Raw genomic sequence first — 17331 nt, forward strand, 5'->3', positions numbered from 1 at the left:
CTTACAGCAGTCCGGCCTGAGTCATCAGCTCGACGGCTTTTTTACTGTCAAGTTTCGAGGCATCGACCTTCGGCGCATCGAGATCTTTGAGTGGCACCAGTTTCGGGTTGGACTGAGCGCCCTTGCCGACGGCGTACTCAAACGAATTGCCGGTGTGCAGGACTTCCTGGCCCTGTTTGCCGGTGATGTATTTGAGGAATTGTTGAGCTTCGTCCTGATGCTTGCTGGAAGCCAGCACGCCCGCACCGGAAATGCTCACGAATGCGCCCGGGTCCTGATGTTTGAAGTAGTGCAGTTGGGTGTTTTTGCTGTTTTCACCGGTCTTGGACTGATCGACGAAGCTGTAATAGTGGTAGATCACGCCGCTGTCGATCTGGCCGGCATTCACCGCTTTGAGCACGGCGCTGTTGCCGCGATAGATCGTTGCGTTGGTTTTCATGCCTTTGAGCCAGTCCAGCGTGGCGGCTTCGCCTTTCTGCTCAAGTACGGCGGCGACGATCGCCTGGAAGTCGGCACCGGCAGGCGAGGCGGCCCAGCGGCCTTTCCAGTCAGGTTTGGCCAGATCGAGCAGGGATTTTGGCAGGTCTTTCTCAGTCAGTTTGGCCGGGTTGTAGACGAACACCGTCGAGCGGGCAGCGATGCCGACCCATTGGCCGTGGGCCGGGCGGTAAGCTGAATCCACTTGCTCAAGCGTCGTCGGCGCTACCGGGGCGAACAGCTTGGCGTTATCGACCAGCACCATGGCTGGAGAGTTTTCCGTGAGGAACACGTCAGCCGGCGAGGCCGAGCCTTCCTGTACGAGCTGGTTGCCCATCTCAGTGTCGTCACCATTGCGGAGGGTGACCGGAATGCCGGTTTCCTGGGTGAACCCGTCAACCCAGGCTTTGGTCAGGCTTTCGTGCTGCGCGTTATAGACCACGATACCAACGGCGTCGGCAGCCACTGCGTGGCCGGCAACGAGCAGGGCGGTCGTCAGCAGAGCGGGTTTGAAAAACGATGCAATACGTGGGTGCATGACCAGTGAGCTCCTGTTTATAAGACGTTATGAGCAAGCCTTCGCAGCGTGATGCAATGCGAATGATTTGCAAGTGTTAAGTCGCAGGGCAATTTAGGGGGGCAAATGAGAAAAAAACGTCAAACAAACCGTTAATACTTGTCATTGTCATTCAGATTAGGCGACGACGTCATCGGGCGCACGATTGCTGTGCGCCCGATGACGTGTTTTTTTCAGGAAGGGTTTGGAACGTAAGCGACGCTCTGGTCTTCACGGCCGTGAAACATCTGCTCGCCGCGGGTAGGCGTGGTGGTGATGACCTGATGATCGCTGCTCAGATAATTCAGCGGCGGTGTATCGCCGGTGCGGTATTGGGCGACAACGATCGTGCGTTGCGGATCCCAGTGCTGGCCGCTGGTGCGTTCCAGCCAGGTCATCAGCGCTGCGGTGTCACCCGTGCGCGGAAAGTCCTGACCTTCTTGCACGTAATAGAACGGTGCACCGCCGGTTTGCAGGTACATCGGCACTTTGTTGTCGACCTCGACCATGACCATGCGCCACTGGTTGAGCGGCGCCTGCTGGCTGGCCTGCTGACGTACCGAGTCGCCAAACGGAATCGCGCCGCCGCCGCTGTTGGTCCACGGATAGAGGACGCCGAGAATGGCGACCAGGGCGACGGTGGCAACGCCGAAGCCGATTTTCCAGCCACGGCCTTCGGAATTGCGCTGCGCCATGCGCCGGGTGATCCACCAGGCGCCGAGCAGTTGCGCGAACGGCACCAGTGGCAGCACGTAATAGCTGCGACGGCTGCCGCTGGCGGTGAAAAACAGCATCAGCAAGCCGAGGCCGAGGATCAGCCAGCGGGTGTCTGGCTCGATGTCACGCCAGTTGCGGATCGCCACCCACAACGCAATGATCCAGCACGGCGCCCAGGGCAGGGTGTAGACCGGCAGATAGATCAGGTAGGTGTAGATCGGCCCGAATTGATCGAACGGCTGGAAAAACCGCACGACGTTTTCCCGCAGAACCAGGCCCAGGCCGCTTTCGCCATAGTTCGGCGCGCCGTAGAGGTGCGACAGCAGGAACGGCACCATATAGAAGGCGCCGGCAATCAGCAGGGCGGCGCACAGGCGCAGGTTCAGGTGGCGCTTCCAGCGGTGTTCGCCGAGCAGATGCGGCAACAGCACCAGCCCGGGCAGGATGAAGCCGATCAGGCCTTTGAACAGTGAGGTCAGCGACAACAGCCCGAAGAACACCAGATAACGCGAAAATCGCGTGTCCTCCGGTCCGCGCCAGTACCACCAGACCGCCGCCAGAATCCCGCAGACGGTGAGGATGTCGGCCGTGGCGACCCGCGCCCAGAACACGAAATAGAAGGTTGTCGCCAGCATCCAGCCGGCGATCAGTCCGGTGCCTTTGCGAAACAGTTGCTCGCCCAGCAGATACACCAGCCAGACGCTGAACCAGGCGGAAATCACCGAAGACAGGCGCAGCGACCAGTGGCCCAGGCCACCGGTCAACCAGGCGGTGCCGGTTATCAGCCAGTAGGACAGCAACGGTTTGTCGTAATAGGGCGTGCCCTTGAGGTACGGGTCAAAATAGTCGCCACTTTGCAGCATCTGCAGGGCGATATTGGCCCAGCGGGTTTCCGCGCCCCACAATTCGCGGCTGCCCAGGCCGAGCAGCAGCATCAGGGCAGTCGCGGCCAGCAGGAGCAGCAGTGGCCCCCGTTCAGACGTATTCCGGGTCATGGCTGGCTCTGGTTGAAGATGAGGATTTCCAGTTGGCCACGGCGGTAATGCTTGCCGTCGATGGGCAGCAGCTCAAGTTGCTGAGCGTCCGATGTGCTGTTGACTCGCATTACCACGCCGACCGAGCCTTTTTTGCGGGCTTCGGTCATCCACTGGCCAACGTCTTCCAGACTGACTTTGCGCGAGGCCATGGCCGGGTCATCGAGACCGTACTTGAGTTCGCCGACGGTGTTGAACAGATCCACCTGCGGACGACGCAGACGCCAGGACAACGCAGATGCTGCGCCCAGGTCGTTACTCAGCAACGAGGTGGTTTCGCTCAGTTCCTGCTGGTGCTCGGCAATGAACTGATCCGGCATTTTGCTGTTGACGATGGTTGCCGGCATGGCGGCCGGCAGCAACGCGATGAGCAGGCCAATGCCCAGCGCCGGTGTCGCCCACAACGTCAGCGGTCGCAATGTTTGCAGCGAGCCGGCGATGAGCCAGCCCAGCAGCACGATATAGGCCAGCGACAGGCTGAACATTTCGGTGTGTTCGTAAATTTCGCGGGTCGCTTGCAGATAGATCAGCGCGACCAGCGCGGCAATGGCCAACACCACGTTGACTACGCCGTTGCTACGCAACACGCGACCGTCCTGGCGATCAAGCCAGCCCATCACGGTGTAACCCATCAGCAACGCCAATGGCAGCAGGCACGGCATGATGTAAGTCGGCAGCTTGCCGCTGCTCGCGCTGAAAAATGCCAGCGGCAGCACGAACCACAAGGCCAGGAAGCCGATTTTCGGGTCGCGTTTTTCGCGCCAGGTGCGCAGCAATGTCGAAGGCAACAGCAGCGCCCACGGCAAGGTGGATGCAAACAGCAGCGGCAGATAGAACCACCATGGGCGCGCATGCTGGGCATCTTCACCGGCGGCAAAGCGGCGGATGTGTTCGTGCCAGAAGAAGAAGCGCCAGAAGTCCGGTTCACGCGCATGCACGGCCAGTGCCCACGGCACGCTGACCAGTGCGGCCACCGCAACGGCAACCAGCCCATAACGCACCAGTTCGCCAAAGCGACGCTGCCAGATCATGTAGGGCAGGGCGATCAGTACCGGCAGCATCAGGGCAAGAAAGCCTTTGGTCATCAAGCCCATGCCGCAGGCGAGCCCCAACAATGCCCAACCACCCAGCCGACCGCGCGGGGTATTGCTGTCGATGGCAAACCAGATCGCCACCAGGCTCAGGTTGACCCACAAGGTGAACTGCGGATCGAGGTTGGCATAACCAGCCTGGCCGGCGATCAGACCGAAGCTCATATAAAGGAGGGCGCAAGCCGCGCTGATGCGCGGGTTGTTCCACAGACGGCGGGCCAGCAGATAGGCCAGCCATACACTTACGCCGGTGCTCAGCGCGGAAGCGATGCGCACGCCGAAGAGGTTCTCGCCGAAAATCGCCTGACCGATGGCGATCATCCAGTAGCCGGCAATCGGTTTCTCAAAATAGCGAATGCCCATGAAGTGCGGCGCTACCCAATTGCCACTCTGCAGCATTTCCTGGCTGATCTGGCCATAACGGGTTTCATCGGGAATCCACAGGCCGTGGGTCATCAGTGGCAGCAGATAAAACACTACGAACGCCAGTACCAGACCGGGGATCGCAAAACGCTCGATCACGGTGCTCGGTTGGAGGCGAGGCAAATTCAAAGCCGCATGGTGCAGCGGTTTGTTCTCAGACGTCATGACTGGACCTTGGTGCAGTACAAAGTGTGCGTTTCAATGACGCGCCTGGCGATTTCCGTAGCAGGCGTGACACCGGGTTGGATGAATGCAGGCGCAAGCACGTCCGGTGGACGTTTCCTGCATTCAGAGAACTGGCGTGCTTCCAGCTCTAAGTTCTCTCTGGAAAGACAAGCTTTAAAACGGAATATGTCCAGTTTTCGAAACTTAAAAACATTTATTATTACAAATTGGCGGGTGCAACGCGCGAGCCAGAGGCGTGTTTGCGCAATACCGAAAAGTTGTACAACACGCCTGCCTGTTATTTGTTCATGCGTTGCCAGCCTTCGGGATTCATGAGGCCAATGACTTTAAGCTCGCCTTGCGCGTCGATCCGCACTAAAACAGCGCTGCCATATTCGGCAGCGACTGCTCGGGGATAACCGGTTTGCCTTTCAAAATCGGCGATGCAGCCGCTGTGCGTCACCAGAATCATGTTCTGCCCGGGCGTCTTGTGCGCCACCACCTCATTGCGCAGTGTCGGGCCACAGGTTTCCAGCCATTCCTGGGGCACCGCATCGTGACCGAGCATGTAATGTGCAGTCTGCATGGTGCGCGTCAGCGGGCTGCTGAAGACCTGGGTTTTCTGCAGGCCCAATTGCATGAAGCCTTGGCCGACGCCGGCTGCAGCAATGCTGCCCACCTGAGTGATACCGTCCGCCGGCCCCAGGCAGGTATTGGTCGAGCGGTCGCAACGCTCGGTATGACGCACCAGTGCGACGACTTCGCCGGCCTGCCAGGCGCTCACCCATTCCTGGGTGGCAGATGCACTGGCATAGCGCAGGTTGGCGGGCGAGCGTTGCATCCAGACGAAGCCGCAAATCAGTGCGATGAGCAGCAAACCGACAGCAATGATTGCCCAGGTGCGCGGACGAGACAGGTCCCATCGCTTGGACGCTGATTGTACTTGTACTAATTCAACCAAAACGTTGCCCCTTGTCATTCCCGAGTTCCATTCAGTACACACACAGTGCAACGTGAGCTCGAGAAGGTTAGTTACTTTACGGTGGTTTGCTTGAATGGCTGCTGAACACTACGGTCAGACGCGTGTCGGAGCAGTGAAGAACTTGTGAAAAATTTGCGAGGGCCAACCTGTTTTAACTAAAACGGCTATTTGATAAACAAACTCAAATACTCGTTTTGTTTATCGGCGCTACTTAACAACGACGGCCGTGGAGGCGAAGCTGCGCCCCTTGGGCCCGTGGCATCGCGCGCTACCTTGTCTGTTGTTCTGAAATCAGCACTGGAGTCATGAAACCGGATGGACCTCAAGCAAAGCCTCGCCAATCGGATCGTGATTGTGTTCGCCTTGATGAGCGCTCTGGTTGCGGGTGTGTTCGCGATGGGCATTGTCGCCACCGTGCATGTCGTCGAGCACAAGTTGACCATGACCGCCCTGAACGGTGGTTTGCGCCGCTTGCTGGCAATGGACGACATCAGCCAATGGCGGCATGAGCCGGAAAAAAGCGAATTGTTTTTCTTCGAAAACGGTCCCGGTCCCATGGCGCTGACCGAACCACTGGCGAGCCTGCCCCTGGGTTTCCAGGAGATAACGTTGAATGGTGATGACTTCTACGCCATGGTCGACGCGGTTGGCGGACGCAAATATGTGCTGCTGCGCAATCAGGAAAGCTTTGAACAGCGAGAGCATCTGCTATTTGTCGTGGTGATCGTCGGTTTCATCCTCAGCGTCATTTTGGCTGTCACGCTCGGCAGGCTGTTGGCACGGCAGGTCATGGCACCGGTGATCCGCCTGGCACGACAGGTTCGCCATCGTGATCAATTGATTGCGTTGGCGCCGGCACTGCACCCTGACTACGCCGACGATGAAGTCGGGGCCCTGGCACTGTCTTTTGACCAGACTCTTGGCCGCTTGCGAGACACCCTGAATCGGGAAAAACTCTTCACCAGTGACGTGAGCCATGAGCTGCGCACGCCGTTGATGATTCTGGCCAGCTCCTGCGAACTGTTGCTGGCCAACCCCTCGCTTGAACCGCGCTCCACCGAGCACGTCAGACGGATAGCCCGGGCCAGCAGTGAAATGCGCCAACTGGTCGAGACTTTTTTGCTGCTCGCGCGCAAGCCCGAAGAGCTCGGAACCGCCTCCACCTGCACGCTCGAAGAGGTTGCCGATGCCCAGGTCGAAGTCTGGGGGCGATTGATTCGCGAGAAGGGTCTGGCGTTCATCTATGAGTCGAAGCAGGCCGGCACGGGGCGATATGACCTGACCTTCCTGCAGTCGGTCATGGGCAACCTGCTGCGCAATGCCTGGCACTACACCGATCAGGGCTTTGTGCGTCTGACCCTGCTCAATGACAGTTTTGTGGTCGAGGACAGCGGCATCGGGATCCCTGAAGAGAAACGCCACGCCATGTTTCAGCCGTTCGTTCGCGGGGACGAACAGCGCGGGGAGGGCCTTGGACTGGGGCTGTCGCTGGTGCAGCGAATCTGCAGCCATCAACAGTGGCAGGTGCAACTGGTGACGCGCGAACCCAACGGTTGTCGCTTCACCGTCACGCTGTAGCCGATGGCTCAGGACGCCGATGGACAGCTACGCGGGTTGCCCGCCGCCTGACTGATCAACGCCGCCAGGCGCCTGACGTTGTTCTGTTGCGCGGCCACCAGATCATCAATCCCCGGGCCTGACGCCGTTTGCAACGTGGAGCGGCACGTCAGCAAGCTGTTTTCCGCCGCGCCACTGGGGCGCAGACGCCATTTGACGTCAATCAGTCCGTACTGGCCGGGGATCGAATCAAAACGCTGCACGTCGATGCGCACAGAGACATTGCCGCGAGTGCCGGTATTGCTCAGTTGATCGTTCAGTGCACTGCGTAACTCATCCGCCAGACTCGCTCCCCACCATTGGGTTTCCAGAATCGCCAGGCCACTGCTGCCTTGGCGGATGACAATTTGCGGGCGGTCGACTTGCGGGGGCACGGTGATTCCCTCAATGGGAATCTGCGCCCCGGCCCGGGTGTTGGGCAACTGCACCGGCGTCAGCGTGTGAAAGCTGATCGGGTCGCTGCGGCAGGCCCCAAGGAGCAGGAACGCAGCGAGCAGGGTGATCTTCAGCGGTAAAGCCATGGGGTAGCTCCTGTGCTCAATTGCGCGGCGGTCCTTTCAGATCCAATGGCGCGGCGTTGTCCGGGCGGCCACGTATCAGCGACTCCGGATGCCGTCCCAGATAATCCGACAGCTCACGCAGCGAACGCGACATGCGCCCGAGCTCGTCGAGGGTCTGCGTCAGTTTTTCACGCTGCGGCGAGTCTTCGGCCAATGTCGAGCTGGCGGACTGCAAGGTCTTGCTGACGTCGGCCAGGGTGGCCTGCACACCCGGCAGGGTTTTCGCGTTGAACTGGGTCAGGCCTTTGCGCAGCTCGACGAGATTGCTGTCGAGGTTGCCGGCAATCCGTTCGACCGGCAGTTTGTTGAGTTTGTCGACCATCGCTTCGAGCTTTTCCTGCAGCTGTTCGAGGCTGCCGGGAACGGTCGGCAGGATCACAGGCCGAACGGTCGGATCGAACGCAACCTTCTCGGCTTTCGGGAAGAAATCCAGCGCGATGTACAGTTGCCCGGTCAGCAGGTTGCCGCTGCGGGCCTGGGCGCGCAGGCCATTATCGACAAAGGTGCCGAGCAGACGAATGCCGGCGGCTTCGTCGTTGGGATCATGCTTGAATTCGGTCAGCATCTTTTTGTAGGCCTGACCCAGACGCTGCGGGTAAATGACGATCCCGACATTAAGCGGGAAGGTGCGCTTTTTCGCATCGAAATCCAGGTTGATGCCCACCACCCGACCGATCTCCATGCCGAGGAACTCGACCGGCGCATCGACCTTGAGTCCGCGCAGCGACTGGTCGAAACGCAGCACCATGTATTGCGCCTTGCCGTTGGGGGGGGCGAGAGCGGTCTGTTGGTCGGCGAACAGCTCGAAGTCCTTGTCTTCGCCTGCGGCCACGTCGTTGGGGCTGTAGTCCGGAGCGCGGAAGGCGATGCCGCCCACCAGCAAAGTCGAAAGCGATTCGGTTTTCACCGCAAACCCGTTGGCGCCAAAGTTGACGTCGATGCCGCTGGCATTCCAGAACCGGGTGTTCTCGGTGACAAACGCATCGTTCGGCGAGTGAATGAATACTTCGATGTCGACCCCTTTGCCATCGGGGTCGAGGGTGTAGGTGACGACCTGGCCGACCGGGATCTTGCGGAAATACACCGGTGAGCCGATGTCCAGCGAGCCCAGATCGGAGGCGTGCAGCATGAAGCGCTTGCCCGGTTCGCCGTAGGTAATCGGCGGCGGGTTTTCCAGGCCTTTGAAGTGTTTCGCACGGCCATCGGCCTGGCCGATGTCGGCGCCGATGTAGTCGCCGGAGAGCAGGGTGTCGATGCCCGAAACACCGCCGGCGCCGATGCGTGGGCGCACGACCCAGAATTGCGAGTCTTCGCGAGTGAACGTTTCGGCCTGTTTGGACAGTTTGATGGTGGCGTCGACGCTCTTCTGGTCGCCGCTCAGCTCGACGTCAGTCACCTGACCGATCACCACGTTGCGGTATTTGACCTCGGTCTTGTTGGCGGTCAGACCGCTGCCGGTCTTGAAGTTGACGATGATCGTCGGGCCTTCCTGCATCAGGTTGTGCACCACCAGCGAAATGCCGACCAGCACCGCGACGATCGGGACGATCCACACCAGTGAAATACTGAAGCGTCGGGTCTTGATCGGGGCTTGCCCCGGTGCTCGCGGCTCATCGGCGGCTGACGACTTCATCCATGTCCTCCTCGGTTTGTTGGGCACTGAGCGTCAGGAACGCAAAAGCACTTCATCAATATAGAAGTGCCTTGCGATAGAGCAAACCGAAAGGATTAATTGCCCGAGCGCCGTCAGCCCACCAGCTCACGCAGCCGATACCAGAACATGCCCAGTGCCAGCAGCGGCGAACGCAGTGCCGGGCCGCCGGGAAAGGTCATGTGCGGCACTGCGCTGAACACGTCCATGCCCTGACTGTGCCCGGCATGAATCGCCTCGCCCAGCAGTTTGGCGCACCAGTGCGTGACGTTCAGGCCATGGCCGGAATACCCCTGAGCGTAGTACACGTTCGGCTGCTGCTTGAGTCGGCCAACCTGGGGGAAGCGGTTGGCGGTGATGCCGATCTTGCCGCCCCACTGATAATCGATGCGCACGTCTGCCAGTTGCGGGAAGACCTTGAGCATCTTCGGTCGCATGTAGGCCGCGATGTCGGCAGGATCGCGTCCGGAATAGTGGCATGCGCCGCCGAACAACAGGCGTCGATCCGCCGAGAGCCGGTAGTAATCGAGGCCGACTTTCTGGTCGCACAGTGCAAGATTGTGCGGGATCAATTGCGCGGCGCGCTCCTCGGACAACGGCTCGGTGGCGATGATGTAGCTGCCGGCCGGCAGCACCTTGCCGCTGAGCTGCTGTTCGAGTTCATCCAGGTGGGCGTTGCAACCGAGCACCAGACTGCCAGCACGCACGGTGCCGTGGGCGCAACGCACCTGAACGGTTTCGCCATGAATGATCTGCTGCACCGGGCTCTGCTCGAAGATCCGCACGCCGAGGGACGCCGCCAGACGTGCCTCGCCTTGCACCAGATCCAGCGGATGCAGGTGGCCGGAGCCCATGTCCACCAGACCACCGGCGTAGACCTCGGCGTTGACCACTTGTTGACGGATCTGCTCGGGGCCTACCAGCCGGGTTTCATGGCTGTAGCCAAGCTCGGCAAGGCTGACTTGCTCGTCCTTGAATGCCGCGAATTGTGCGGGGGTGTTGGCCAACTCACAGAAGCCCCAATGCAAGTCGCACTCGATGTGGTTGTCAGTGATGCGCTGGCGTACCAGCTCCACCGAATCGATCCCGGCGCGTTGCAAGTAACGCACGCCGTCATTGCCGACATAGCGGGCAAAGCCTTCGACTTCATGGCCAATGCCGCGGATCAACTGGCCGCCGTTGCGCCCGCTGGCACCCCAGCCGATGCGCCGGGCTTCGAGCAACACCACCGACAGGCCGCGCTGAGCGAGTTCGATGGCGGTGTTGACCCCGGTGAAACCACCGCCGATGACGCAGACATCAACGTTCAGATCGCCGTCCAGCTTGGGGTATGGCGTGCTTGCCCGCGCCGAGGCTGCGTAATAGGAGCGGGCGTGTTCCTGGGTGTACTGATTCATTTGTTCGACTTCACTTTGCTCCAGGAACGGGTCATCAGACGCATGATCGACTGGGGTGGGGTGGTGGAAATGTACAGTTTGTCGAGGACTTCCTGCGGCGGATAAACCTCTGGGTTATTCACCAGCGCGACGTCCATGTACTGTTTGGCGGGTGGATTCGGGTTGGCATAACCGACCGAGGCGCTGACCTTGGCGATCACCTGCGGGTCGAGCAGGTAATTAATGAAGGCGTGGGCTTCTTTCGGATTGGCGGCGTCGGCCGGAACTGCCAGCAGGTCGAACCACAGGTTGGCGCCTTCCTTGGGAATGGCGTACGCGATGTTCACGCCGTTCTTGGCTTCCTTGGCGCGATTGGCGGCCTGGAACACGTCGCCGGAATAACCGAAGGCCACGCAGATATCACCGTTGGCCAGGTCCGAGACGTATTTGGAGGAGTGGAAGTAGGTGATGTACGGGCGGATGCTCAGCAGTTTGGCTTCAGCTTTTTTGAAGTCTTCCGGGTTTTCGCTGCGTGGGTCCATGCCCATGTAGTTGAGGATCGCCGGGAACACTTCGTCGGCCGAGTCCATCATCGACACGCCGCACTGCGACAACTTCTTGATGTTTTCCGGTTCGAACAGCACGGCCCAGGAATCGATGTGATCGATGCCCAGCACTTGCTTGACCTTGTCGACGTTGTAACCGATGCCGTTGGTGCCCCAGAGGTACGGCACCGAGTGCGCGTTTTGCGGGTCGTTTTTCTCCAGCAGCGCGAGCAGTTTCGGGTCGAGATTTTTCCAGTTCGGCAACTGCTCGCGATCCAGTTTGAGGAAGGCACCGGCCTTTACCTGACGGGCAAGAAAGTGGTTGGACGGCACTACCACGTCGTAACCGGTACGACCGGCGAGGAGCTTGCCCTCCAGGGTTTCGTTGGAATCGAAAACGTCGTAGATCACCTTGATCCCGGTCTTGGTCTGGAAGTCGGCGAGGGTGGTTTCACCGATGTAGTCGGTCCAGTTGTAAACGCTGACCTGTGGCTGAGCCAGCGCTGCAGTGCTGCACACCAGCGCCAGAGCGGCAGGGACCATGGATTTCAGTAGACGCATATCGACACCTCTTGAAGTTATTGGATTTTTTCAGGTGGTTCTGGATTTTCAGGTCGCTCATTGTTCCTCTGTGGGCGGGGGCTTGCTCGCGAAGAGGCCAGCACGTTCAGCATTCTGTTGACTGATACACCGCTTTCGGGAGCAAACCCCTCCCACAAAAGCCCCTCCCGCAAGGGGGCGAAGGGGCTTTGCGGATTGGCTTAGACGCTGAGCAGCAGGAACTCGCGTTCCCACGAACTGATCACGCGCTTGAAGTTTTCGTGCTCGGCGCGTTTGACGGCGACGTAGCCGCGTACGAACTTGGTGCCCAGGTACTCGGCAACGGTGTCGCACTCTTCCATTTGCGTCAGCGCTTCTTCGATAGTGATCGGCAGGCGCAAATTGCGGCGCTCGTAGGCCCGACCTTCAACGGCGGCGCTCGGCTCGATGCCTTCGATCATGCCGATGTAGCCACACAAAAGGCTCGCGGCAATGGCCAGATACGGGTTGGCGTCGGCGCCCGGCAAGCGGTTTTCCACGCGCATGGATTCCGGGCCGGAGGTCGGCACACGCAGGCCGACGGTACGGTTTTCTTCGCCCCATTCGACGTTCACCGGTGCCGAAGTGTCCGGCAGGAAGCGGCGGAACGAGTTGACGTTGGGCGCGAACATCGGCAGCACTTTCGGGATGTATTTCTGCAGCCCGCCGATGTGATGGCGGAACAGCTCGCTCATCGTGCCGTCGGCATTGGCGAAGATAGGCTTGCCGGTGGCGATTTCCACCACGCTCTGGTGCAGGTGCATGGCGCTGCCGGGTTCGTCGCCAATCGGTTTGGCCATGAACGTCGCGGTGACGTTGTGCTTGAGCGCCGCCTCGCGCAGGGTGCGTTTGAATACGGTGATCTGGTCAGCCAGATCCAGTGCGTCGCCGTGACGGAAGTTGATTTCCATCTGCGCCGGACCGTCTTCGTGAATCAGCGTGTCCAGGTCCAGACCTTGCAGCTCGCACCAGTCGTAGACGTCTTCGAACAACGGATCGAATTCGTTGGCGGCGTCGATCGAGAACGACTGACGACCACTTTCCGCGCGGCCCGAACGACCGAGCGGCGCCTTGAGCGGCAAGTCCGGATCTTCACAGCGCTGGGTCAGGTAGAACTCCATTTCCGGCGCCACAATTGGCTTCCAGCCTTTGTCGGTGTACAGCTGCAGGACTTTCTTCAGCACGTTGCGCGGCGACAGTTCGATCGGGTTGCCGAACTTATCAAAGGTGTCGTGGATGACGATGGCGGTCGGCTCGATCGCCCACGGAATCACATACACGGCGTCGGCTACCGGCTTGCAGACCATGTCGATGTCGGCAGGGTCGAGCAGGTCGTAGTAGATATCGTCGTCGACAAAATCCCCGGTTACCGTTTGCAGCAGCACACTTTCCGGCAGGCGCATGCCTCGTTCATGCAGGAACTTGTTGGTCGGTGCGATCTTGCCGCGGGCGATGCCGGTCAGGTCACTGACCACACATTCAACTTCGGTAATCTTGTGATCTTTCAGCCAAGTGAACAGCTGATCGAAAGGGGCATTCATAAAGACCTCGTTATTGGTTTTATAGACGCCGGGGAGGGCGGGTTTCATCTTCCGCCCCTTCCCCTGTGGCGCGTTGACGACTATCTTGGGCGTGCCTTGCAGTTCCATCTATCCACTTTAAGCAGCACCAAAGCGCACCAAAAGAGTGCGCAAGGTCTCCCATGACAACGTGCAATCCGCTACAGGTTCAGGCTTTCAATACCGCTGATGTCTCCGAGCAAATCCGTGCCACGCCGGGTTGGGTTCAGCATTACCAGCAGATGTCTCCCGGACATTTCGCCGGGCAGATTCGCTATCTGGATTTGCAGGGCGTGCAGGTTTACGAAGAACAGATGAACACCCGCGTCGAACAGAATTTCAGCGCCCCAGCGGGTGCCTTGGCGTTTTGTTTCGATCGCAGCGACAACGCGCTGTATCTGCTCAACGAAGAGAGCCGCAACATCTGGATCACTCCGGAGAACTACCAGGAAATTGCCGTGGTTTTTGGCCCGGAATTCGTCCGGCAACACGGTCTGGACGTGTCCCGACTTGAAGGCCTGTTCATGGCGCCGTTGAATTGCGGGCAGAACGCCTTGTTCAGTCGCTGGTTAAGCTCGACACTCACGAAGTTGTCGCAAACCCTTGATCAACCAAGCAAAGAAGCCCTGACTCAACAGTTGCTGGAAGACTGTCTGTTCATCCTCGACAACGCCCGTGCGCGTCTTGATCGCGGCGGCCTGCAGCGCCGTAGCGAGGAACGGACGATCATGAAGCGAGTAGGGGAGTGGGCGGCCGATTCGCCGGAAGAGACGGTCAATCTGCTGGAACTGGCGCAGGTGGCGGGCGTCTCGCTACGGCAGTTGCAGCATGCGTTCAAGAACTTCACCGGCATGACGCCAAGCCACTGGTTGCGCCTGCGGCGATTGAACAGCGCGCATCGTGAGCTGCTCATGCGCGCGCCGACGGAAACCACAGTGGCCGAAGTGGCGATGAACTGGTCTTTCTGGCATCTGGGGCGGTTTTCCAGCAGCTATCGGGCGCTGTTCAATGAGTTGCCAAGTGAGACGCTCAAGCGTTGTTGATCGATCGCGCCTTTATGGTGTGTGCGCATAAAATCTGAAAACGTGCAGCTATCGTCGGCTAACTACACTAAATATCCGTTTAGTTGAGCTATCGGAGAATCTACCTTCAAATCAACGGAGCAGACCATGAACCCAGGGAGATCAGGCGTTAAGGAGGTGATTGCGGCGCTGGATCCGCAGCCTCACGTCGAAGGCGGCTATTTTCGCAGGACGTTTCAAGCTGATGAGCGCGCCATGCTGCAAACCACCAATGGACCCCGTTACCTGATGACTGCGATTTATTACTTGCTGACCGAGGATTCGCCGGTGGGCCAGTTTCATTTCAATCAGTCGGAAATCCTGCATTTTTTTCATCTGGGAGATCCCATCGAGTACAACATGATCCACGCTGACGGTTCGCTGCAGACGCTGATAATGGGCAACGACGTTCTGGCAGGTCAGCATTTGCAAATGCACGTGCCTGGTGGAATCTGGAAAGCTTCGCGGCTACTCGACGGTGAACATGGATTTGGATTGATCAGCGAAGCGGTATCGCCAGGATTTGATTTTGCGGACATGCAAATGGGTGACCGCAAGAAACTCACAGCGCAATTTTCGCAGCATCGAACGCTGATTGAAAAACTGACGCGGGATGATGATTGAGGCTTGGGAAAAGCGAGGCTCACGAGCAAAGGCTCTGGATTGAAATCTGGCGTGCAACCGGGCTGATCGCGAAACATCTTGTCGCTGAAAATAGGTATAGCCGGAGACTGTTGCTGCAGTATTTATTATAAGTTTCAAGCAACTAAGTGCGCGCTCGGTATTTTGTAGTTGCACAACCAAAAATTGAATGTTTGTTGCCTGAGTAATTCAATTTATACGCAACATTTTTCGATGTGCTGTCACATGCAAGAGCACAGCTAAAAGTGATTCTGTTGCGGTTCATCGCTACCTTTGTCTCTTCGCCGAGTCGCTCCTAGCCGGTCGCTCCCCGACATGACAATGCAGCCCCAACTGACCTCCCAACAATGGGTTAAAGCTCTTGGCCCGTGGTTGTACATTGCGGCTTGTGAGCGACTTGTCTCCAGCGTCCTACTAAAGTTATTCGCCCCTAGAACAATTAGAGGAAATTGATATGGAGGCGCGGCGCCTTGCCATTGTCGCCCTCCAGGTCTTACGCACTTACGGAATCAGTCAGTGGAAAGGCCACTTCGGGGGAGATGAGCAGATGCTTGAGCACCTGGAAATGCGCCCCGACGCCGGCCGACGACAGATTTTCCGAACCGACGTAGCGAGGTTCCTCGCTCCAGACTTTGCCGATGTCCCAATAGCTGTAGTACTGAGTGGGCAAGACAAAATCCTTGATCTTGCGCAGGCGGTTGTACTGAAATTCAACCTTGCCCGCGACGCCGCTACCGTCTCTTGAAAACGCGCCCTTTAGTGGCTCCAGCCAACTCGCGCTTAAGTCGGGCAGTTCACCTCCCCTAAAATGGCGTATTGACATCAATGCGCCGACTTTGGCCTACTCGCGGACACCTATTGATGCCCATAGCCTAACGTGAGAGCGGCGGCTGTCCGATGGTCACCCCCGTGGTTGGATCTCAAATGCTAGAAAAGGAGTTCTTTACATGTTCCTGAATGACCAGGAAACAGCCACTGACCTGCTGTATTACGCCCCCATTGCCAAAACGGTAAAGCGCCTACTTGATGAATCTCGGGGAACCCCGGTCACTATTGGTGTGCACGGCGACTGGGGGGCGGGTAAATCCAGCGTCTTGAAGATGACTCAGCAACTACTCAACGCTGATGAGCGCGTCTGCTGTATCTGGTTCAACGGCTGGACATTCGAAGGATTTGAGGACGCGAAAACTGTCGTTATCCAGACCATTGTAGATGAATTGCAGCGGGCACGGCCGGGCTCCAAGAAGATCGCCGACGCCGCGAAGAAGGTCTTGCTACGTGTTGATTGGTTCAAGCTGGCGAAGCATGCCGGAGGTCTCGGGTTCACCGCATTGTCCGGCATCCCCAGCATTGACCAGCTCAAAGGGGCAGTGGAGTCCATTTCGGCCTTCGTGCGTAACCCGGGCGACCATCTCAGCATAGAAAGCCTCACCGGCCTTGCTGAGACGGCCGGTGGCTTCATCAAGGATGCTGAGAAGGAGTCTGAGCAGCTCCCCGAGCACATGCACAAGTTCCGGGCCGAGTTCGAAGAGCTTCTGACGGCCGCGGACATTGACCAACTGGTGGTCATCGTTGATGACCTTGATCGATGCCTGCCCAAGCTACGTGTAATGTATATTATGTTAAATCATGTATTACGCTACGCGCCTCTTGCATCAACACTTGCCTCCATTCCAACGATCACACCAGCACCCTGTAGATATCAGAAACCACCTGCATCGTAGCGTCTTCAATCGTTCCCTCGTTACGGCATAGAACCCAACCATGTTCCTTGACCGCTCGCTCGAACATCACCGTACACGCCACATGTTCTGCATGCTGCTGGATCACGGTGCCGCCTAATCCTCGAGATCGCGCCGCAGCCCTTGCCCATGAAATATCCGGATCAGTCACGACGCCGACATGCAGGTCCGGCACTCGCACGTCTCGATCCAGGTTCAACTGGAGAATCTCGGCAAACGGGATGGTTTGGCGAAACGCGGCATCAGACGGATACCAGCGATCGATCAGGACAATGCTGTCCAACGGTTGCTTCGTCAGTACGTGTCGGGAGATCCAGCGACGGCTATCAGCCAGGCGCTGGCACACAGCCCATTCCAGATCCGCCGAAGGATTTCTGGCAAGCGTGTTTATCAGGGCCATGGTTTCACCCCGAAAAGGATCGCTTTTTCTCTCGCAAAGCCTTATGACTTTCTTGTTGGCTGCCCTCAGTGTCTTTGTAACCGCCTCCAACAGTGTGGTTTTACCGGTGCCCTTGGGCCCATCGAGAGAAACAAACAGCGGACGATTCATTGTT

General features: G+C 58.5%; 15 protein-coding genes. 4 read left to right on the top strand and 11 right to left on the bottom strand.

Going from position 1 to position 17331, the window contains the following annotated elements; translation table 11 throughout:
- Position 1 precedes the first annotated feature (1 nt).
- The 4 genes from AC0J41_RS12275 to pmrG form a co-directional block, all read right to left on the bottom strand.
- Positions 2-1015, bottom strand: coding sequence for an iron ABC transporter substrate-binding protein (locus AC0J41_RS12275; RefSeq protein WP_473015730.1), 1014 nt, complete (start codon positions 1013-1015; stop codon positions 2-4).
- 212 nt (positions 1016-1227) lie between these two features.
- Entirely contained in the window at positions 1228-2745 is a 1518-nt protein-coding gene (locus tag AC0J41_RS12280) for an ArnT family glycosyltransferase (RefSeq protein WP_473015731.1), read from the bottom strand.
- Positions 2742-4463, bottom strand: a complete 1722-nt coding sequence (gene arnT, locus AC0J41_RS12285) for a lipid IV(A) 4-amino-4-deoxy-L-arabinosyltransferase (protein ID WP_473015732.1) — start codon at positions 4461-4463, stop codon at positions 2742-2744. Before arnT ends, AC0J41_RS12280 begins: the two co-directional genes overlap by 4 nt.
- Before the next feature lie 298 nt (positions 4464-4761).
- On the bottom strand, positions 4762-5304 hold the full coding sequence (gene pmrG, locus AC0J41_RS12290; RefSeq protein WP_371262558.1) for a lipopolysaccharide core heptose(II)-phosphate phosphatase PmrG: 543 nt from the start codon (positions 5302-5304) through the stop codon (positions 4762-4764).
- Between the two features lie 456 nt (positions 5305-5760).
- Here pmrG and AC0J41_RS12295 point away from each other — a divergent pair, with 456 nt between their 5' ends.
- A complete protein-coding gene (locus AC0J41_RS12295; protein ID WP_473015733.1) occupies positions 5761-7023 on the top strand; it encodes a sensor histidine kinase in 1263 nt (420 codons plus the stop codon).
- Between the two features lie 8 nt (positions 7024-7031).
- Here the strand turns inward: AC0J41_RS12295 and AC0J41_RS12300 are convergent, their stop codons facing one another.
- From AC0J41_RS12300 to AC0J41_RS12320, 5 genes are all read right to left on the bottom strand, one after another.
- Positions 7032-7583, bottom strand: coding sequence for a PqiC family protein (locus AC0J41_RS12300; RefSeq protein WP_473015734.1), 552 nt, complete (start codon positions 7581-7583; stop codon positions 7032-7034).
- A 16-nt stretch (positions 7584-7599) separates the two neighbouring features.
- Complete coding sequence (locus AC0J41_RS12305) at positions 7600-9255, bottom strand: PqiB family protein (protein WP_025109791.1); 1656 nt, start codon at positions 9253-9255, stop codon at positions 7600-7602.
- Between the two features lie 113 nt (positions 9256-9368).
- Positions 9369-10670, bottom strand: coding sequence for an NAD(P)/FAD-dependent oxidoreductase (locus tag AC0J41_RS12310; protein ID WP_025109790.1), 1302 nt, complete (start codon positions 10668-10670; stop codon positions 9369-9371).
- On the bottom strand, positions 10667-11755 hold the full coding sequence (locus AC0J41_RS12315; protein WP_025109789.1) for a polyamine ABC transporter substrate-binding protein: 1089 nt from the start codon (positions 11753-11755) through the stop codon (positions 10667-10669). Before AC0J41_RS12315 ends, AC0J41_RS12310 begins: the two co-directional genes overlap by 4 nt.
- 200 nt (positions 11756-11955) lie before the next feature.
- Complete coding sequence (locus AC0J41_RS12320; RefSeq protein ID WP_473015735.1) at positions 11956-13314, bottom strand: glutamine synthetase family protein; 1359 nt, start codon at positions 13312-13314, stop codon at positions 11956-11958.
- A 161-nt stretch (positions 13315-13475) separates the two neighbouring features.
- On the opposite strand from AC0J41_RS12320, the gene AC0J41_RS12325 reads away from it, so the two are divergent.
- Together AC0J41_RS12325 and AC0J41_RS12330 are read left to right on the top strand one after the other, a co-directional pair.
- Positions 13476-14375, top strand: coding sequence for a helix-turn-helix domain-containing protein (locus AC0J41_RS12325; protein WP_473015736.1), 900 nt, complete (start codon positions 13476-13478; stop codon positions 14373-14375).
- 126 nt (positions 14376-14501) lie between these two features.
- On the top strand, positions 14502-15017 hold the full coding sequence (locus tag AC0J41_RS12330) for a cupin domain-containing protein (protein ID WP_473015737.1): 516 nt from the start codon (positions 14502-14504) through the stop codon (positions 15015-15017).
- 511 nt (positions 15018-15528) lie between these two features.
- Here AC0J41_RS12330 and AC0J41_RS12335 read toward each other — a convergent pair.
- Positions 15529-15858 carry a hypothetical protein gene (locus tag AC0J41_RS12335; RefSeq protein WP_473015738.1) on the bottom strand — a complete coding sequence of 110 codons (330 nt, stop codon included), beginning with the start codon at positions 15856-15858 and terminating at the stop codon, positions 15529-15531.
- Positions 15859-15982: 124 nt separating this feature from the next.
- Here AC0J41_RS12335 and AC0J41_RS12340 point away from each other — a divergent pair, with 124 nt between their 5' ends.
- Entirely contained in the window at positions 15983-16759 is a 777-nt protein-coding gene (locus AC0J41_RS12340) for a KAP family P-loop NTPase fold protein (protein WP_473015739.1), read from the top strand.
- Here the strand turns inward: AC0J41_RS12340 and AC0J41_RS12345 are convergent.
- The gene (locus AC0J41_RS12345; RefSeq protein WP_473015740.1) at positions 16716-17327 is read right to left on the bottom strand and encodes a dTMP kinase; all 612 of its coding nucleotides are present in this window, start codon (positions 17325-17327) and stop codon (positions 16716-16718) included. The two genes, AC0J41_RS12340 and AC0J41_RS12345, sit on opposite strands and share 44 nt — an antisense overlap.
- Positions 17328-17331 lie beyond the last annotated feature (4 nt).

This window comes from Pseudomonas sp. Arb-4-2C (assembly GCF_055755015.1).

What these genes read in the sequence shown, in the direction of transcription:
- AC0J41_RS12325 (WP_473015736.1), top strand. Translation starts at nt 13,476, where the DNA reads ATGACAACGTGCAATCCGCTACAGGTTCAGGCTTTCAATACCGCTGAT.
- AC0J41_RS12295 (WP_473015733.1), top strand. Translation starts at nt 5,761, where the DNA reads ATGGACCTCAAGCAAAGCCTCGCCAATCGGATCGTGATTGTGTTCGCC.
- AC0J41_RS12335 (WP_473015738.1), bottom strand. Translation starts at nt 15,858, where the DNA reads ATGTCAATACGCCATTTTAGGGGAGGTGAACTGCCCGACTTAAGCGCG.
- AC0J41_RS12300 (WP_473015734.1), bottom strand. Translation starts at nt 7,583, where the DNA reads ATGGCTTTACCGCTGAAGATCACCCTGCTCGCTGCGTTCCTGCTCCTT.
- AC0J41_RS12345 (WP_473015740.1), bottom strand. Translation starts at nt 17,327, where the DNA reads ATGAATCGTCCGCTGTTTGTTTCTCTCGATGGGCCCAAGGGCACCGGT.
- AC0J41_RS12330 (WP_473015737.1), top strand. Translation starts at nt 14,502, where the DNA reads ATGAACCCAGGGAGATCAGGCGTTAAGGAGGTGATTGCGGCGCTGGAT.
- AC0J41_RS12315 (WP_025109789.1), bottom strand. Translation starts at nt 11,755, where the DNA reads ATGCGTCTACTGAAATCCATGGTCCCTGCCGCTCTGGCGCTGGTGTGC.
- arnT (WP_473015732.1), bottom strand. Translation starts at nt 4,463, where the DNA reads ATGACGTCTGAGAACAAACCGCTGCACCATGCGGCTTTGAATTTGCCT.
- AC0J41_RS12310 (WP_025109790.1), bottom strand. Translation starts at nt 10,670, where the DNA reads ATGAATCAGTACACCCAGGAACACGCCCGCTCCTATTACGCAGCCTCG.
- AC0J41_RS12275 (WP_473015730.1), bottom strand. Translation starts at nt 1,015, where the DNA reads ATGCACCCACGTATTGCATCGTTTTTCAAACCCGCTCTGCTGACGACC.
- pmrG (WP_371262558.1), bottom strand. Translation starts at nt 5,304, where the DNA reads ATGCAACGCTCGCCCGCCAACCTGCGCTATGCCAGTGCATCTGCCACC.
- AC0J41_RS12340 (WP_473015739.1), top strand. Translation starts at nt 15,983, where the DNA reads ATGTTCCTGAATGACCAGGAAACAGCCACTGACCTGCTGTATTACGCC.
- AC0J41_RS12320 (WP_473015735.1), bottom strand. Translation starts at nt 13,314, where the DNA reads ATGAATGCCCCTTTCGATCAGCTGTTCACTTGGCTGAAAGATCACAAG.
- AC0J41_RS12305 (WP_025109791.1), bottom strand. Translation starts at nt 9,255, where the DNA reads ATGAAGTCGTCAGCCGCCGATGAGCCGCGAGCACCGGGGCAAGCCCCG.
- AC0J41_RS12280 (WP_473015731.1), bottom strand. Translation starts at nt 2,745, where the DNA reads ATGACCCGGAATACGTCTGAACGGGGGCCACTGCTGCTCCTGCTGGCC.